An 18,420-nucleotide genomic window follows, 5' to 3' on the forward strand; every position below is an offset into this window, starting at 1 on the left:
TCTCCTAAAAAATAAAATCATATTCATAGTTATACCATTTTTTAATATTAAAGAAAATTAAGAATTTTAGGCATTTCATTAATTAGTTTTTAGATACAATTGCCAAAAAAATTTAGGATTATTATGACTGAACAAATAGAAACATCTTTATGCCATATTTCTTCTTTTGCTCCTTTTGATGATATAAGTGGTGCTTCACATTTCCCAATCTATAACACTGGAACATTTGATTTAAAAAAACAAAAAGGTGATAAAATTTATGATTATACAAGAAGTGATAATCCAACAAGAGAAGTTTTAGAAAACTTATTTACTCATGTTGAAGGTGGAGCTGGATGCGTTTGCACACATACAGGGATTGCTTGTGTTTCACTTCTTTTTGAGACAGTTTTAAAAGCAAATTCTCAAATTTTAGTTGAGGCTGATTGTTATGGTGGAACTTTCAGACTTCTTAAAATTTTTAAAGAAAAATACAATATTCAAGTACATTTTGCAAATTTTTGCGATGTTGATATGATTGAACATATTTTAAAAACTCATGATATTGATTTAGTTTTATGTGAAAGTCCTACAAATCCAGGATTGAAAATCATTGATTTAGAAAAAATAGCTCAACTATCTCATAAATATAATGCTTTATTTGCGGTTGATAATTCTCTTGCAACTTTTATAAGTCAAAGACCTTTAGAGTTTGGAGCTGATTTTTCACTTTTTTCAACTACAAAATATATAAGTGGTCACGGTAGCGTTGTTGCTGGAGCGATTGTTGCAAAAACAAAAGAGTTAAGCCAACAAATTCATTATTATGCAAATGCCCATGGAAGAAGTCAAAATCCTATGGATGTATTTTTAATAACTCTTGGTATTCCAACTTTAAAAATAAGAATGAGAGAACATCAAGAAAACTCTATAATCATTGCAAAATTTTTAGAAAAACAAGATTATATAGTAAAAGTTACACACCCTGCACTTCCAAGCCATCCTCAATATGAACTTGCACGTAAACAAATGCAGTTTATTCCTGGAGTTTTTTGTGTAGATTTTTCAAGTGCTGAATTAGCTGAAAAATTCATAGAAAATACGAAAATTTTCGGTGAAAAATGTTCATTTGGAAGTCCAGATAGTAGAGTTGAAATTCCTGCAAAAATTTCACACGCAAGTTTTTCAAAAGAAGAATTAAAAGCTATTGGAATAAGTGATAGCACAGTTAGATTTTCTATTGGTTTAGAAAATGTTGAAGATTTAATAAAAGATATAGAACAAGCAGTAAAATAAAATGAATAACAAAACTTTCAATCACATCCCTTGTGGGCAAACTTTACCTTTAAACAATATTCATGCAGTTTCTGTGAGTATGCCAAGTTTACAAGATGTGATTGATTACGAAGAACAAACACCTGAGATTTTAGAAAAAATTACAACAGCATATCCAAGATTTATTATTCATCCTTATTTAAAACTTTTAGCAAATTATTTAAAAGAAAAATATGAAGTTTGTGATAATTATGAAATAATTCTTTTAAGTTCTCAAAAGGCTGTAAAAGCTGTGAGTTGCAGATATTTTATACATAATAAATTTGAGTTTGATGAACCTTTTGGAGTTATAAAAGTTTTAAAAGGACGACAATATCAAAAGGTTTTAAAATTTATTCAACATCTTGGATACAACTTATCTTCAAGATTAGCACAAGATTATTTATATAAAGTTGGAAGAATCCCAAAACTCCACGATGAAGAACTTGAAAACGAATCAAAAGCAAAAGAGATTTTAATTTCAACATTAGCAAAAGCATATAAACAACCTTCACAAAATGTCTGTTTAAATCCATCTGGAATGAATGCAATGTATTGTGTTTTAAAAGGAATCAAAAATATTCAAGCAAGAAATGGAAGAACAGTTTTAGTACAACTTGGTTGGCTTTATCTTGATACTATGAATATAGTAAATCACTATTTTGAAGAGAGTAAAATCTTTTATGATGTTACAAAATTAGATTTACTTGAAGAGTTTTTGAAAAAAGATGGATTAAAAGTTTCAGCAATAATAACAGAAATTCCTACAAATCCACTCGTACAAACAGTGGATTTAGAAAGACTAAAAAATCTTTGCAATACATACAATATTCCTTTGGTTATTGATTCAACTTTTGCAACTCCATATAATCTTGATTTAAACTCTTATGCTGATATTTATGTGGAATCTTTAACAAAGTTTGCATGTGGAAATGCAGATGTTTTAATGGGTGCAATTATCTTAAATCAAAATTCAAAAATTTCACATATCTCTTATGAGTTTTTCAAACATGCAGATGAACCATACATAAAAGATATTCAAAGAATGGCTTATCAAATAAAAGATTATGAAAAAAGAGTAAAAAAAATATCTTCAAATACAAAAAAACTTGTAAATTATTTACAAAAAGCTTCTTTTATAGATGAAGTTTTTTACTGTTTAAGTCCTGATTTTAGAGAAAATTATGAAAAACTAATGATAGATGAAAATTCACTTTGTGGGATTGTTTCTGTAACTTTTAAAAAAGATTTTAGAACTGTTTATGATAAGCTAAATTTTGCAAAAGGGCCAAGTTTAGGAACTGAATTTACACTTCTGATGCCTTATACTTATCTTGCTCATTATGATTTGATAGTTTCACAAAAAGGACAAAAACTTTTAAAACAAATTGGATTGCCAACTAATCTTTTAAGAATCTCTGTTGGAACTGAAAATATAGAAGATATTATAAATGAATTTGAAAAGATAAATGAAATCTAATTTCTTTATCTTTTAAAAAACTAGCTTATACCCTATTCCATACTCTGTTAAAAGATATTTTGGATTTGTTCCATTATCTCCAAGTTTTATTCTAATATTTTTAATATGATAATCCAAACTTCTATCACTTTGGATAATTGAAGATAAAAAATCCAATAATTTTTCCCTATGTACAGTTTGATTTTTATGTTTAATTAAAAAAGACAAAATTTCAAACTCAGTTTTTGTCAATTTTAAAGCTTCTTCATTAAATAAAATTACATTATCATTTATCTCAAATAATGCTTTTTTACTTGTATTTGATACAAAATTGGAACTATTTCTTAGTTGAACCCAAATTCTTGCTTCCAACTCTTCTGGATCGATTGGCTTAACCATATAATCACTTGCACCTAATTTAAAAGCTTGAAGTTTTGTATTTTTATCTGAATATGCACTTAATACTAAAATAGGAATATTTATTTTGTTTTTATTTACAAATTTTAATACTTCAAAGCCATTAAAATCAGGTAAATTTATATCTAATAAAACAATAGAGTATTTATTAAAACTTATATTTGAAACAGCATCTGTAACTGTATTTACAATATCAACATTAAAATCATACTCTTGTAAAAAATCGCTGATTAATAAAGCACTATTATCATCATCTTCTACTAATAAAATTTTATATTCCAAATTATTTCCCTATACTCTGATTCCTCAGATTTTACTATTAGTTGACTTAGATTTTAATACTACAATTTCAATATAGGTTAAGAATTACAATATTTACATAATGTGATACTTAAAATTTCAAATAAAGGATTCAAAATGTTAAAAAGAATTAATACCAAAAAAAAGTTATTAATCTTTCCAGCCGTGTTTATTTTGATTATGCTAATTTCAGGTATTGCATATAATTACTTTAGTAATTTAGAAAATTCTAGAAGTAAAATTTCTTTAGAAACAGAAGAATTTATCCAACAATTACTAAAAGGAAGAATATCAGTATATCAATTTTTAAGAAATCCAAATATTGAAAATGCACAAAAAGTTAGAGAAAACTTCAAAACTTTAGATGATAATGTATCAAATCTAAAAGAACAAGTTACAATGGAACAAAATAAAGTTTTATGCGATGAAATAGTTACTTATTCAAAAGGATATATTACTAATTTTGATCTATTTTCAACTAAATTAATAGATGATTTTACAAATAATAAACCTGAATCACAAGAAGTTAAAGACATCATAAAAAAAATGGTTGATGTTGGAATTATGTTAGAAAATAAAATTAACGAAATAAATAAAAGTGCTTTAGAACTAAAAGAAGAAGCAAAATCTTTATTTAATACTATTTTAACTTCAATTGTTATTTGTTCCATTATTTTCTTTATTCTAATTTCACTATTCATATCTAAAATGATTATTAAATCTTTAGACAACTTCAAAATAGGATTAATATCGTTTTTTTCATATCTAAATAGAAGCTCAAAAGATATTTCATTATTAGATGATTCTTCAAAAGATGAATTTGGGGAAATGGCTAAATTTGTTAATGATAATATTAAACAAATTGAAAAAACTATTAATCAAGATACAGCTCTAATAGAAGATGCTAAAGTTGTAATGACTAGAGTTAATAATGGTTGGTATGGTCAGTTTATAGAAAAATCAACTTCAAATGCCTCTTTAGAAGAGTTTAGAGATAATGTAAATAAAATGATTGAAAGTACTAGAAAAAGATTTGAAGAAGTAGATGAAATCTTAGAAGAGTACTCAAAACTTGATTATAGAAAAGCTTTAAAAATGCATCCAAATGATGAAAAAGGTGGAGTGTTTGAAAGATTAGTAGTAGGAATTAATACCCTACAAGATTCAATTACACAAATGTTAATAGATAATAAAACAAATGGATTAACATTAGATGCAAGTTCAGATATATTACTTATAAATGTAGATAAATTAAATCTAAGTTCAAATGAAGCAGCAGCATCTTTAGAAGAGACAGCAGCAGCAATAGAAGAGATAACAAGTAATGTAAGAAATAATACAGAGAATATTGCAAAAATGGCAATGCTTTCAAATCAAGTAACAAAATCAGCAAATGATGGAGAGAAACTTGCAAATCAAACAACTCAGTCAATGGATGAAATAAATAATCAAGTAAACTTGATAAATGAAGCAATAACTGTAATTGATCAAATAGCATTCCAAACAAATATACTTTCACTTAATGCAGCAGTAGAAGCAGCAACAGCAGGAGAAGCAGGAAAAGGATTTGCAGTTGTAGCAGCAGAAGTGAGAAACCTAGCATCAAGATCGGCAGAAGCTGCAAAAGAGATAAAAGCAATAGTAGAAAATGCAACAAGTAAAGCAGATCAAGGGAAACAAATAGCAGGACATATGATAGATGGATATAAACAATTAAATGAAAATATCCAACATACAATAAACTTGATTTCAGATATACAAAATGCCTCAAAAGAGCAATTGTTAGGAATAGAGCAAATAAATGATGCAGTAACCCAGTTAGACCAACAAACACAACAAAATGCGATGGTGGCAAGTCAAACACATGATGTAGCAGTAATAACAGACCAAATAGCGAAATTAGTTGTAAGTAATGCAAATGAAAAAGAGTTTAATGGTAAAAATGAGGTTAAAGCTAGAGATATGAAAAAAGAGCAAAAAGCTCCTTTTCAAATTCAAAAAAAAGATGCAAAACAAAAAAAACAAACTGTTGTTGAAGAGATAAAAAAAGCTGATGAGTGGGAAAGTTTTTAACTTTCTTAATAAAATATTATTAAATTAAAAAAGGTCATAGTATGTTTAATGAGATGGAAACAATTGTAGAAAGTACAGGTGCTTTAATTTATATTATTGATTTATCAAACTATGAAATAATTTATGCTAATAAAAAATGTAAAGAAGAGTTTGGAGAAATTGTGGGTAAAACTTGTTTTAAGGTTTTACAAAAAGATTTTAAAAGTCCATGTATTTTTTGTCCTTTACAGAAACAAAAAATAAATTTAATAGATATTCCTATTGGAACAACTTACGAATGGGAAAATGAAAACTCTATAAACCATCATTATTATTTGTTTACAGATAAGATAATAGAATGGTTAGATGGAAGAAAAGTTAAAGTACAAATAGGTATTGATATAACAAAACAAAAAAAATTAGAAAAACAAATTTTACAAGAAAAAGATGATTTTATAAAATCATTTAAAACTATAATTGATTCTACAATAGAAGGAATTATTGTTTATGATGAAAATAAAAAATGTATTGATGTAAATGCAGTTGCACCTAAATTATTAGGATATGAAAGAAATGAAATGATAGGAAAAGATGCCCTTGATTTCATAGCTTCTGAATCTTTTAATTTTGTAAAAGAAGTTATAAATAATGACAATCAAGAACCTTATGAAGCTAAGATGATTAGAAAAGATGGTTCAATTTTTCCAGTAATTTTAAGAGGAAAAGATTTAACTCTTTTAGATAAAAAAATCAGAATTTCTGCTGTTGTTGATATAAGTGATTTAAAGAAAAAAGAGAAAGAGATCTCTCAATTAGCTTATTATGACAGTTTAACTGGTATTCCTAATAGATTATTACTAAGAGAATTATTAATCCAAATGATAAAAGAGATAAAAAGAGTAAACTCTTGTGGAGCGCTTTTATTTATAGATTTAGACCATTTTAAAATCATAAACGATACGAAAGGGCATAATATTGGAGATATTGTTTTAATAGAAACAACAAACAGAATAAAAAATATTTTAAGAGAAAATGATATTGTAGCTAGATTAGGAGGAGATGAATTTATTGTTGCTATGAAATTTTCTAATAATAATGAAAATTTAGTAATGAACTACATAAATGATATTTCAAATAAACTTCTTCAAGAGATAAGAAAACCATATATCATTCAGAATTTTGATTTTAGATTATCTGCTAGTATTGGTATAGTTCTATTCAAAAACGATTCTTATAGTATAGATGAATTGATGAAATTCGCTGATACAGCTATGTATAATTCAAAAGAAAAAGGAAGAGATAGATTTAGCTATTTTAATCCTAAATTACAACAAGTAATAGAACAAAAAGCCGATTTAACTCAAAAATTAAGAGATGCAATAGAAAATAAAGAGATGGTAATACATTATCAACCTCAAATTTTATATGAGAATAATCAGCATAAAATAGTTAGTGTTGAAGCTTTAGTTAGATGGAAAGATAAAGAAAAAGGCTTGCTTTTTCCTAAAAAATTTATTTCACTTGCTGATGAAACAAATTTAATTGTACCATTAGGCAAATTAGTTTTTGAAAAAGTTTTAATCCAATTAAAACAATGGAAAGAAGATTCTATAAAAAAAGATTGGAAAGTTTCGATAAATATAAGTTATAAACAATTTCAAGAAAAGTTTTTTTATGATTTTTTGAAATCTCAAATAGAAAAATATGAAATTGAACCAAATAAAATAAAGTTAGAATTAACAGAAAATTTATTAATAAAAAATACCCAAGAAACTTTAGATAAAATAAAAGAATTAAATGATTTAGGAATCAACTTATCAATTGATGATTTTGGAACAGGTTATTCATCTCTAGCCTATTTAAAACAATTATCAATCAATGAATTAAAGATTGATAAATCTTTTATAAAAGAGTTATCAAATAGTTTAAATGATTCAATTATTGTTGAAACTATATTGTCAATAGGTAATAAATTTAATTTAAATGTAATTGCGCAAGGTGTAGAGACACAAGAGCAATATGAAAAATTAATATCTATGGGATGTAAACATTTTCAAGGTTTTTTATTTAAAGAACCAGTTAGTGCGGATCTCTTATAAAATAATTTAAAGGAATATCTTGAAAATCATATCTCTATTTTTACTAATGATTTCTTTTTTATACTCAAATGAACTAACTCCTATTTCAATTCAGTTGAAATGGAAACATCAATTCCAATTTGCAGGATTTTATGTAGCAAAAGAGTTAGGAATTTATGAGAAATATGGTTTAGATGTAAATTTCAAAGAGTTTGATGGAAAATTTGATCCACTAAATACAGTATTAACAAATCAAAATAATTTTGGAATAGATGATTCTTCATTAATTTATCATAAATTAAATGGAGCAGATATTGTAGCTATTTTTTCAGTTTTCAAATCTTCACCAATTGCCTTATTTACTCAAAAAGAGTTAGATACTTTAACTTCTTTAAAGAATAAAAATATAGAGTTTGCTAAAAATGAAATTTCAAATATTTCAATAAATGCTATTTTAAAAAGTCAAGATATTCATGTAAATGCAAAAGAACATACTTTTTATTCCAAAAGTTTTATAGAGAAAGAATCAGATGCAATTGTTGGATATTTATCTAATCAAGCTTATTTTTTAGAAAAAGAGAATATAAAATATAATACTTTCCTTCCAAAAGATTATGGATTTGATTTTTATGGTGATATGGTTTATACCTCAACACAATTTGCAAAACAAAATCCTAAAATTGTAAAAGATTTTATTGAAGCTACAAAAGAAGGTTGGATATATGCTTTTAATAATATTCCTTTTAGTGTAAACCTAACCTATGAAAAATATAACACTCAAGAAAAATCAAAAGAAGCTCTAACTTATGAAGCAAATATTTTAAAATCTTTTAGCAGTTATTCTAAAAAAGATTTTGGAAATATTGATAAATCAAAAATCAAAGAGATGGCAAATACAATATCTTTGATTTATCCACAAAAATTTAAAAATATGAATTTAGATGATTTTATTTGGAATGAAAAAGAGGCATTAAATGATTTTTATAAAAACTATTATCTAACAAAAAATAAAGAATTTACTGTTTGCATACAAGATAGTTCTTTTCCTATAGATGGAATAGATGAAAATAATAAATTAATAGGAATATCTGGAGAAATTTTAAATAATATTGCAGAAAAATTTCAATTTATATTAAAACCAATAAAAATAGATGATTATAAAAAGAATATTCAAAATGTCTTAGATAATAAATGTGATATTGTAACTATCACTGCTGAAGATTCTTACAAATACTATAAAATTATGGATAGAAGTAATTTTTATTTAAAATCAAATTTAGTAATTATTACAAAAATAGATAAACCTTTTATTGAAAATAATATATTAGAAAATAAAAAGTTTGTTACAAGATATAGTGTATTTAAAGATTATTTAACTTCACACTATTTGGGCACAAATATTTTAGTTGAAAATGATTTAGAAAAAATTATTTCAATGCTAAAAGATGATGAAGTAGATGGTTTTATAACAGACAATATAACAGTTGATAGATTAATTCAAAAATTTGGATATGGAGAATTTAAGATTTCAGGATTTTTGAATCATATTGAACCAATAAAAGGTGCTTTTGCCATCAAAAAAACTAAACCCGAATTAAAAGAAATTATCAATTTTGGATTAGAAAATTTTTCACATGAAGACATTGAACAAATAGAAGAAAAATATAAAGTTACAAGATATAAAGAAGTTATTAATAAAGATTTAATTTGGAAAATATTTTATACATTTTTATTTATCTTAATTACTATTTTATTTTTTGTAGTTTTTCTAAAAAGAAAAAATGACGAATTAAATGAGTGGCTTAATTCTACAATAGAAGGTGTTGCTCTATTTGATAATGGAAAACTTTTTAAAGCAAATAATCAACTTCTAAAAATTCTAGGTTATGATAATTTTAAAGAAATTTATAATAAATCATATTCTGATTTTGTTGCTACAAAAGATTATCATATCATAAAACAAAAACTTAAAAATGACCAAGAACCTTATGAATTAACTTTTGTTAAAAAAGATGGAACTTTAATAGATGGATTAGTAAAAGGTCATAATATAAAAAATTCAAATAAAAGAATTAGTACAATCATAGATATTAGTGAACTAAAAAATACTCAAAGAAAATTAGCTGAATTAAATTTAAATCTTGAAGAAAGAATAAAAGAAGAATTACAAAAAAATCACGAACAAAAAGCAATTATGTTCCAACAAGCAAAACTTGCTGAAATGGGGTCAATGATGAATATGATTGCACACCAATGGAGACAACCTCTAAATAATATTTCACTAATAGTAAACACAATAATCATAAAACATAAAAAAGAGAATTTATCAACTGAAACTCTAAATAATCTAAAAATAAATTTCAAACAACAAATAGATTATTTATCAAATACAATAGATGATTTCCAAAATTTCTTTAAACCAAAAAAAGATAAAGAATTTTTTGTTTTAAAAGAGGTGATTCTATCTACTTATAATCTTATTAAACCTATATTTGAAAGTAATCGTATAAAGTTTAATTTTTATTCAAATATCTCTGATGTGACTTATTATGGTTATAAAAATGAACTATACCAAGTAATATTAACTATTTTTAATAATTCAATTGATGCTTTTAAAGAAAATGATTATTTAAATAAAACAGTTGATGTGACATTAGAAGAGAATGAAAAAAATCTAATAATTAAAGTAAAAGATAATGCTGGTGGAATAAAAGATGAACTTTTAGAAAAAATATTTGATTTATATTTTTCAACAAAAACTAAAAAAAATGGTACAGGTTTGGGACTTTATATAAGTAAAACTATTATAAATAGACATTTTAAAGGAGAGATAAAAGCTTCAAATATAGATAATGGACTTGAAATAATTATAACTTTTCCTAAAAATTAAAATTTAATAATTTTAATATTTTAAGTTTTTCTTTAATATCAGTTATTCAGTATCTTAAGGAATGGATATTGCATTATTAAGATAAATATAAGACCTAAGTTCTTCATAAACTTGGGTATTTGATATGAAAGAATAAATTAAAAATGGAAATAAAACGTAAAATAGTAATTTTGTATATTATCTCTCAAATAGGCTTTATTTTAATTGCTCTAGCAGGATTAAACTCTCAAACTACCCTAGGTATAATCTTAACTCTTCTCTTCTCAACTTTTATAGGAATAATTTGCTTTTTATTCATAAAATCAACAACAAATGAATTTTATAGTTTTAATAAAAACTTTGAAAACTTTTTAGATTTTTTGACTTCAAAAAACAACAAATATATTCCTTGTTTAATAAAAGGAAATAGTGAAATCACCCAATTAGATTTAAAACTAAATAATATTTCATTAGAAATTGATAAAAGAATGAAATATGATATGAAAGTTTTAGGAGAGATTGTAATCACCATGGATAGAGTTGAACAAGGAATTTATAGCTCAAGAATAAATTCAAAAACAACAAATCCAATGCTTATGACATTAAGAAATACAATTAATAAAATGTTAGATGAAGTAAATAAAGATATGAATGATTTAGTAAATATCTTAGAATCTTATTCAAAAGATGATTTTACTAAGCAAGTTGATATTACAAATAATGTAAAAGGTGAAATGTTAAAAGTTCTAACAAGCATAAATTTTTTAGGGGAAACTCTTAGTTTAAATGCTAAAAAAAATTTAGACAATGGTTTAATCTTAGAAAATAACTCCAAAAATATGTTAGAAACTGTAAACTTTTTTGCTACTAAAGCAACAGAACAAACTTCATCTTTAGAAAAAACTACCTTTTCTTTAACTCAAATAACAACCACAACAAAAAACAATACAAAAAATGCACAAAAGATGTATGAACTTGGAAAGATTGTAAAAAAAGCTGTCATAAATGGAGAAGTTTTAGCTTCAAAAACTGCTAATTCTATGGATGAAATAAATAAAGAGATAACATTTATAAATGAAGCTATAACAATTATTGACCAAATTGCATTTCAGACAAATATTTTATCACTTAATGCAGCTGTTGAAGCGGCAACTGCTGGTGAAGCTGGACGCGGATTTGCAGTTGTTGCAGCAGAAGTAAGAAATCTTGCAAATAGAAGTGCACAAGCGGCAAGTGAAATAAAAAATATTGTTGAAAAAGCAACAACAAAAGCAAATGAAGGGAAAAAAATAAGTGATATGATGATTGAAGGTTATGAAGAATTAAATAATGATATAAATCAAACTATAGAGATTATACAAGATGTAAGTAGCTCAAGTAATACACAATTAGAAGGAATTGAAGAGATAAATAGAATGATAAATTTATTAAATCAATTATCTTTAGAAAATGTAAATCAAGCAAAAAATGTAGCAAAAATCACAACAACAACTCAAAAAATGGCACAAGAGTTAGTCTTTGATGCAAAAAGTAAAAGGTTCTAAAAGGAATAACAAATGAGTAGTAATGAGACTATTTTAGATGAATATGCTTTTTTAGTAAGTGAAACAAATGAGAAAGGTATTATAACTTTTGCAAATAATGATTTTTGTAAAATTGCTGGTTTTACTTTGGATGAATTAGTAGGAAAACCTCATAATCTAGTAAGACACCCCGATATGCCAAAAACTGCCTTTAAAGATTTATGGGAAACTGTAAAAAAAGGAGAAATCTGGACTGGTTATGTAAAAAATAGAACAAAAGATGATGGTTTTTATTGGGTTTTTGCAACAGTTTATCCTTTTGAAAATTATGATGGAGAAAAAGGTTATTTAAGTTGTAGAAAAAAAGCTTCAAAAGAAGAAATAGAAGTTTATGAAAAGCTGTATAAAAATTTAAAAGAAAATGAATAAATAATCTATGTAATTTAATTTATTACATAGATTATTATAGGAAGTAAAAATAAAATTGCTATTGTACTTGAAGCTGTCATAACTGCAATTTCTTCAAAAGGTCCATTAAATCTTAAAGCAAAAAGATAACTCGTAGTTGCAATTGGCATAGAATATTGAATCAATAAAGTATAAATTAAAACTGGTTCAAAATTTCCAAAATAAAAAATAGTATAAACAACTAAAAATCCTAAAACTACACGCACTACTCCCATTCTAACTGCTTTTATATTTTGCCCTATTTTTATACCAACAAGTGATGAACCAAAAGCCATAAGCAATAAAGGGATTACTATTCCTCCTAACATTTTACATACATCTTCTATTATAAAAGGAACTTGTGTATTTGTTCCTTTAAAAGCAAGCGCGAGAACTAAAGCGTATAAAACAGGTGTTTGCAAAGCTTTTTTTAGATTTAAAGAACTATTTGAAAGCCATAACCCAATAGTAAAATGATAAATATTTATCAAAACTGAAAAGGTAATTGCATAAACAAATGCAGTTTGTCCCAATAATACATAAACAATAGGAATTCCCAAACCACCAGTATTTGGAAAAATAAAACTTTGTAAAAATGGTCTTATTGGTTTATTTTCAAATTTCAAATAAGCTATTGTTAGAATAGTACAAATAGCAATAATTATTGTTCCGTAAATTAAAATTGTTATTATATTTTCGCTAGTTAAATCTTTATTATTTATTGAAGCTATTAAAAGAGCTGGTGTTCCTAAATTCATAATTAAAGAACTAATCATATCCTTATCAAAAGGTAACTCTTTTTTTTTCCAATAGTAACCAATAATTATTAGTATTACAATTGGCATAAGTTTATTGAACAGCAGTTCTATCAACTAAAATCCTTCATAATTTTTTGAAACTATAAACAATTTACAATATAATGTCAAATAATACAAAATAATACACTACATAATGGATAGTAATATGGAATCAACTTTATTAAGAGTGTTTGTAAGTGTTGCAAATAAAAAATCTATCTCTTTAGCAGCACTTGAACTTAACTTTACTCAATCAAATGTAACTCTAAGAATAAAACAATTAGAAAAAAATTTAGGATATTTACTTTTTCATAGAGTACCAAGTGGTGTAATTCTTACAAAAGAGGGAGAAAAACTCTATCCACTTGCAAGTGAAATTGTAAAAAAAGTTGAAGTTGCTGAACTTAAAATGAAAAATTTAACCCATCAAGAAACACTTAGAATTGGTTCTGGACAAGCAAATGTAGCTTTGAGATTATTGGCTTTTATAGATAAATTAAATAAAAAATATCCAAATATACAATTGGAATTTTATGCAAATGCAAATCCACAAGTTTTAGAAAAACTTCTTGATTATAAGCTTGATATTGCTTTTATAACTGGAGTTCCAAACCATAAAGACTTGATAATTTTAAACAAATTTTATGATGATTTATATATGGTTGAACCAAAAAGTTTGGAGTATAACAACACACTTATCGCATATAAACAAGATAGCACCCACTATAAATTTTTAGCTTCTTATGAAAAACAAAGAGGAAATTTAGATTTTAAAACAATATTTATAGAAAATTATGAAGTGATGTTAGGTTGTGTAAAAGCAGGAATGGGAAAAGCTTATGTTTCAAAAATGATTATTGATAAATATGCTTATACAAATGAATTAAAACTTACAAAATTACCAAATGAGTTAGAAACCCATTTAGTTTGCAGAAAAGATTATATTCCTATGATTGCAACTTATTTAAAGAAAATAAAATTATAAAATTTTCCAAACTTTAAATTAACAATTTTTTTCTAAGATTTCACAAATGGTCATAAAATAATTTATCAACTATACAAAATAAATTTTATGTACAAACAGTCTTTTCCTACTAATTTTCTGAATGTAATCTCTAAATTTAATAAGAAGTGACCATTTTGTTTAATACAAATTTTTATTTATAAAATAGCAGTTATCCAAATTTGAACTATCTAAGATATAAATTATTGAAACAATCATAATTATAAAAATCAAACAACCCCAAATATAACCTTTTTCTGAAAAACTTTTAAAAATATTTCTATTTTTATATTTTTTCTTTATAAGTGAAGATTTGTTAAATTTTGTCATTACACTTTCACAAGCAACTTCACAAAGTCCACATTGAACACATCTTATATCAAAACCTGCTTTTATATCAAGGTCATCAATAGGACAGATTTTTACACATTTTTCACAACTTATACAACTCTCTTTATCAAAAAACTCAAAAGTTTGTTTTTTCTCTTGTGGCAAAATTGCACTTACAAAAAAATAAGGGCATAAAATAGAACAATACCACGCACGAAATACTAAAAATATACTTGTAAATCCTGTTGTTAAAATTCCAACAAAAATTGAAGCTGTATCAAATTTTGTAAAATTTAAAAACAAATCAACAGCTGATGTAAAATACGAAATAGTTGAAAATGCCAAAATAAAAGCAAATGACATAATCGTAAAAAAAAGGACAAAAGGATTTTTTAGTTTCATAGCAATAATCGAAGCAAGAGAAGTTGGACAAAAATATCCACAAAAAAATCTTGATATTGTTAAATTTAATCCTACTAATAATCCAATAAAAAGAGAAATTACAATATAAATCAACTGATGAGTTGAAGCTTCAAAAGCTATAAATAAAAACTCAAATCTATGAAACTCAAAATTGAACATCAACAAATGAATATCATTAAAACTTAACCATGGAAATAGAATATACAAAAAAAAGGTAATCAATAATGATGGAGCTAAAATCTGTTTTTTTGCCATAAGTCTATCCTTTGTTCAGGTGGTAAAGTACCATTTTCATATAGATTGTTTTTTAGATTATTTATTAATCTACTAATCAGATTTTCGTTAAAAGTGTGATATTTTTTTACAAGTTCACTTTTTTTATCAAAAATCAAAATATAAGGCACACTTTTTGTCACTCCAAAATTTTTAGAATCATTAAGTGAAATAGAGATTGTTTTTAGATTAGAAGTTTGTTTTATTGAAGTTGGGATATCTTCATCTACGAAAAGTAAAGTTATAAAAATCTCACTATTTTTTTCTCCTAAAGAGACTAAATAATCATTTGTTTTAATACAAACAGGACACCATGAAGTTACAAAAGCAACTATATTTATTTTATCTTTTTCTATATTTTCAAAAGAAAAAGAGGTAGCAAAAGCCACCTCTTTTAATATAAAAAATAGAAAAATTATCTTGAGAATTTTCATTTATTTGTATCTTTTAAAGAAAGAATCCAATCTACAAGTATTAGAGCTTCATCTGCTGTTATATCTTGTGCTGGCATTGGAATAACATCATATTTATTTGCACTTCCATATTGAATAGAGTGAATTAAAACATCTTTGTTTCTTTCTTTGTTTGAAACTTCTAAATAAGAAGGTCCAACTAATTTAACATCCACACTATGACAAGCTAAACACCCTTTTGATTCAGCTAAAATTACTGGATTTTTTAAATCCATTGCAGGTTTATTAGCTAATTCTTCTTTATATTTTTTATATTCTGCAAGCGATGCTGTCATAAACTCTTCCGTAGCTTGTGCTTGAAGAGCAAGTGGTTCAGCAAAAGATACAACTCTTACACCTTCTCTTGTTGTTGCCATTAAAAAAATTGAAACTACTACAAGAGCTATTGCTCTTAAAGCTGTTTGAGAAGTTACTACCTCATCATTAAATTTATTTAATACATATAAAAATGCAATAATTAAAAGTATTGAAGAAATAAATGGTAAATAAATAAATCCTGTATGCATTAAAGCTTCACTAATACGTGCTGTAAATACAAATGGTAATAAAGGCATTACAACAATATTTAAAGGAGTAGCAAGTAAAAACCATTTTTTACCTTGACTAATTGCGATTTTTCCTACTTCAACCTCACCTTTTTTTACCCATCTAGCACCTATAAATATCATTACAACACCAGTTGCCATAAATGCTGTTAAAAAGAAATTTAAAAGTCTAAATCCAGTAACAGGAGTAAACATAATGTCCCAAATATTATTTATAGTTGCAAATAATTCTGGTTGCATATAAAGATTTGTCATTGACATAAATACAAAAGGAAGTGTAAAAAACGCTAAAACAGCAGATAATCCAATTGCTATATGAAAACCTTTATGATTTTGTAAAGCATGCCATGAAAATTTATAAGCATAAGAAAGTAAAAAGGCAATGATATTTCCATAAATAATATGTAAAATATGTGGACTAACTTTCAAAATTGCTGTATAAAAAAATCCTGTAAAAAGTACAGAAATTACAAGTAAAGGAGCAACTCCCCATAAAGCACCCATATTTTCTGATACTGTTGTGTAGTTTGTCATTCTATATGCAAACTTATCATAGTTTGAATCTTTTTTAAATACACCCATAATATTATAAATAACAGAAGCTGTTGAGGCTCCAATTAACATATATATAAAACAGATATGAACAACAAAAACTATAATTCCCAAAATACTAAAAAACTCTAAAGGAAGTCCTAAAGTTGGTGTAATTAATGGAATATCAAATGGTAATTTCCAATTCATTTTATAACTCCTTTAGTATTTAAAGATTTGATATAAGCTGCAAGGGCATCTTTTTCAGCTTCAGTTCCAACAAATGGAGGCATATATGGCGTTCCACCACCTGGAAGATTATTTAATCTATTTCTAATAGCATCATGTGACCAACCAGTTGTTAAACCTTTTAATCCATTAATACCATTTTGAGTATGACAGATACGACACTCTATTTGAAAAACTGACTTCCCTACTTCAATAATGTTTGATTTATCTTCATTTACTCTTTTTTTATTTTCATCTAAAAAAACAGCATGTTCTAAAATACCAACTTTATTTAAGTATGGAACGTCTGTAACTCTAATTCCATTTGAATACATATAGTTATAAATCAAAAAAGGTTTTCGTATAAACTCTCTAACTCTTTCTTCATATCCCCAAAGAACTAAAAATCCTGCAACCATTAAACTAGCTGCTAAATAAGGCATTCTTTTTGGAGAAAAATAAGCAATAATTGTTGTGATAATAATACTTCCACCAATACCAATAGCTATAAGATACATTAAATCAAATCTATCTTCAAATGCTCTTGTCATAACAGCTGTTGGTATCATGGCAAGTGCAGCTGCTGGAATTTCTGTGTAATACCAATAACCAAAAATTGCACTTATTGGAACAGTTATCAGCATAATTCCTGCTAAAAATTTTACTAATCTTGCTTTTGCTTCCTTGTCTTCTTCATTTTTTGAAAAAGTTGCGATGATCCAAGTCCACATTATTGCAAGTGCTGCTGCAAATGCTATTGATGTAAATGTTCTAAAGGCAAGTGAAGGCCACCAAGTTGGATTAAATAAGGCATTATTATAGTTTACATTTCCAGGGTAAACTTCAGGGTCAACCCAAGGTTGTCCATCAAAATTTGGAGTAAGCATAAATGCTAAAATTGCAGTGATAATAACCATAGTTAACCATGAAGAAATAGCATAATAAACACCAATTCTTATAGTTTTAGCTCTACCTTGTGCAGTTTCTTGATTTTTTTTCCAACTCATAAATAGTAAAAGTAAAAGTACAACTTCAAAGTTAAATACAATCCACTCTATAAACCATTTCCAGAAAAATACTCTAATAAGCCCACCTATTGCATTTGGACTTAAAATATTGGCATGAATCCACATACCAACACCTGTTAATGCTCCAACTGATGTAGATACAATAAAGAAAACCATAACAACTTTAAATGTTAAATTATATGCTGCCATATCGTTTTTCTTATTTGCCCACCAAGCCATTGCAGCTAATACAATAGATCCACCAACTGCTCCTCCATGAGATACAAAAACATGAATAATTGCGTTTATAGCCATTAACATTCTTTGACCTATAAAAGGCATCTCAAAAATGGGGTAATCAAACATACCCAA

General features: G+C 25.7%; 14 protein-coding genes. 8 read left to right on the forward strand and 6 right to left on the reverse strand.

Translation table 11 applies throughout. The features are described 5' to 3' along the window. Positions 1 to 123 precede the first annotated feature (123 nt). Positions 124 to 1,275 (forward strand): trans-sulfuration enzyme family protein, encoded by a 1,152-nt coding sequence (locus ADFLV_RS11470; protein ID WP_129012229.1) that lies wholly within the window; start codon positions 124 to 126, stop codon positions 1,273 to 1,275. A 1-nt stretch (position 1,276) separates the two neighbouring features. Beyond that, entirely contained in the window at positions 1,277 to 2,773 is a 1,497-nt protein-coding gene (locus tag ADFLV_RS11475; protein ID WP_129012228.1) for a PLP-dependent transferase, read from the forward strand. A gap of 12 nt (positions 2,774 to 2,785) precedes the next feature. Here the strand turns inward: ADFLV_RS11475 and ADFLV_RS11480 are convergent, their stop codons facing one another. Then, a complete protein-coding gene (locus tag ADFLV_RS11480) occupies positions 2,786 to 3,451 on the reverse strand; it encodes a response regulator transcription factor (RefSeq protein ID WP_129012227.1) in 666 nt (221 codons plus the stop codon). A gap of 135 nt (positions 3,452 to 3,586) precedes the next feature. Here ADFLV_RS11480 and ADFLV_RS11485 point away from each other — a divergent pair, with 135 nt between their 5' ends. The 5 genes from ADFLV_RS11485 (at position 3,587) to ADFLV_RS11505 (ending at position 12,420) form a co-directional block, all read left to right on the forward strand. Further along, entirely contained in the window at positions 3,587 to 5,542 is a 1,956-nt protein-coding gene (locus ADFLV_RS11485) for a methyl-accepting chemotaxis protein (RefSeq protein ID WP_014474916.1), read from the forward strand. 41 nt (positions 5,543 to 5,583) lie between these two features. Next, on the forward strand, positions 5,584 to 7,620 hold the full coding sequence (locus tag ADFLV_RS11490; RefSeq protein WP_014474917.1) for a sensor domain-containing protein: 2,037 nt from the start codon (positions 5,584 to 5,586) through the stop codon (positions 7,618 to 7,620). A gap of 19 nt (positions 7,621 to 7,639) precedes the next feature. After that, positions 7,640 to 10,489 (forward strand): ABC transporter substrate-binding protein, encoded by a 2,850-nt coding sequence (locus tag ADFLV_RS11495; protein WP_129011959.1) that lies wholly within the window; start codon positions 7,640 to 7,642, stop codon positions 10,487 to 10,489. Between the two features lie 143 nt (positions 10,490 to 10,632). Beyond that, the gene (locus tag ADFLV_RS11500; RefSeq protein WP_129011958.1) at positions 10,633 to 12,012 is read left to right on the forward strand and encodes a methyl-accepting chemotaxis protein; all 1,380 of its coding nucleotides are present in this window, start codon (positions 10,633 to 10,635) and stop codon (positions 12,010 to 12,012) included. 12 nt (positions 12,013 to 12,024) lie between these two features. Then, entirely contained in the window at positions 12,025 to 12,420 is a 396-nt protein-coding gene (locus ADFLV_RS11505) for a PAS domain-containing protein (RefSeq protein WP_014474920.1), read from the forward strand. Between the two features lie 14 nt (positions 12,421 to 12,434). On the opposite strand, the gene ADFLV_RS11510 is transcribed toward ADFLV_RS11505, so the two are convergent. Continuing rightward, positions 12,435 to 13,310, reverse strand: coding sequence for an AEC family transporter (locus tag ADFLV_RS11510; RefSeq protein WP_129011957.1), 876 nt, complete (start codon positions 13,308 to 13,310; stop codon positions 12,435 to 12,437). Between the two features lie 91 nt (positions 13,311 to 13,401). Here ADFLV_RS11510 and ADFLV_RS11515 point away from each other — a divergent pair, with 91 nt between their 5' ends. Next, a complete protein-coding gene (locus ADFLV_RS11515; protein ID WP_129011961.1) occupies positions 13,402 to 14,220 on the forward strand; it encodes a LysR family transcriptional regulator in 819 nt (272 codons plus the stop codon). Between the two features lie 159 nt (positions 14,221 to 14,379). Here ADFLV_RS11515 and ADFLV_RS11520 read toward each other — a convergent pair whose 3' ends face one another. Genes ADFLV_RS11520 through ADFLV_RS11535 form a run of 4 tightly spaced genes read right to left on the reverse strand, consistent with a single transcriptional unit; the run spans position 14,380 to position 18,414 of the window. Continuing rightward, positions 14,380 to 15,246, reverse strand: coding sequence for a 4Fe-4S binding protein (locus tag ADFLV_RS11520; RefSeq protein WP_129011956.1), 867 nt, complete (start codon positions 15,244 to 15,246; stop codon positions 14,380 to 14,382). Next, positions 15,225 to 15,698 (reverse strand): TlpA family protein disulfide reductase, encoded by a 474-nt coding sequence (locus ADFLV_RS11525; protein ID WP_129011955.1) that lies wholly within the window; start codon positions 15,696 to 15,698, stop codon positions 15,225 to 15,227. The genes ADFLV_RS11520 and ADFLV_RS11525 overlap by 22 nt, the downstream gene beginning before the upstream one ends. After that, on the reverse strand, positions 15,695 to 17,023 hold the full coding sequence (locus ADFLV_RS11530) for a c-type cytochrome (protein WP_129011954.1): 1,329 nt from the start codon (positions 17,021 to 17,023) through the stop codon (positions 15,695 to 15,697). Before ADFLV_RS11530 ends, ADFLV_RS11525 begins: the two co-directional genes overlap by 4 nt. Next, the gene (locus ADFLV_RS11535; protein WP_129011953.1) at positions 17,020 to 18,414 is read right to left on the reverse strand and encodes a c-type cytochrome; all 1,395 of its coding nucleotides are present in this window, start codon (positions 18,412 to 18,414) and stop codon (positions 17,020 to 17,022) included. Before ADFLV_RS11535 ends, ADFLV_RS11530 begins: the two co-directional genes overlap by 4 nt. Between the last annotated feature and the right edge of the window lie 6 nt (positions 18,415 to 18,420).

It is taken from the genome of Arcobacter defluvii, assembly GCF_013201725.1.
Lineage (GTDB): Bacteria > Campylobacterota > Campylobacteria > Campylobacterales > Arcobacteraceae > Aliarcobacter > Aliarcobacter defluvii.

Excerpts from the sequence above, each read along its gene's own strand:
- ADFLV_RS11520 (WP_129011956.1), bottom strand. The coding sequence starts at position 15,246 with ATGGCAAAAAAACAGATTTTAGCTCCATCATTATTGATTACCTTTTTT.
- ADFLV_RS11485 (WP_014474916.1), top strand. The coding sequence starts at position 3,587 with ATGTTAAAAAGAATTAATACCAAAAAAAAGTTATTAATCTTTCCAGCC.
- ADFLV_RS11500 (WP_129011958.1), top strand. The coding sequence starts at position 10,633 with ATGGAAATAAAACGTAAAATAGTAATTTTGTATATTATCTCTCAAATA.
- ADFLV_RS11505 (WP_014474920.1), top strand. The coding sequence starts at position 12,025 with ATGAGTAGTAATGAGACTATTTTAGATGAATATGCTTTTTTAGTAAGT.
- ADFLV_RS11535 (WP_129011953.1), bottom strand. The coding sequence starts at position 18,414 with ATGTTTGATTACCCCATTTTTGAGATGCCTTTTATAGGTCAAAGAATG.
- ADFLV_RS11515 (WP_129011961.1), top strand. The coding sequence starts at position 13,402 with ATGGAATCAACTTTATTAAGAGTGTTTGTAAGTGTTGCAAATAAAAAA.
- ADFLV_RS11525 (WP_129011955.1), bottom strand. The coding sequence starts at position 15,698 with ATGAAAATTCTCAAGATAATTTTTCTATTTTTTATATTAAAAGAGGTG.
- ADFLV_RS11490 (WP_014474917.1), top strand. The coding sequence starts at position 5,584 with ATGTTTAATGAGATGGAAACAATTGTAGAAAGTACAGGTGCTTTAATT.
- ADFLV_RS11470 (WP_129012229.1), top strand. The coding sequence starts at position 124 with ATGACTGAACAAATAGAAACATCTTTATGCCATATTTCTTCTTTTGCT.
- ADFLV_RS11475 (WP_129012228.1), top strand. The coding sequence starts at position 1,277 with ATGAATAACAAAACTTTCAATCACATCCCTTGTGGGCAAACTTTACCT.
- ADFLV_RS11530 (WP_129011954.1), bottom strand. The coding sequence starts at position 17,023 with ATGAATTGGAAATTACCATTTGATATTCCATTAATTACACCAACTTTA.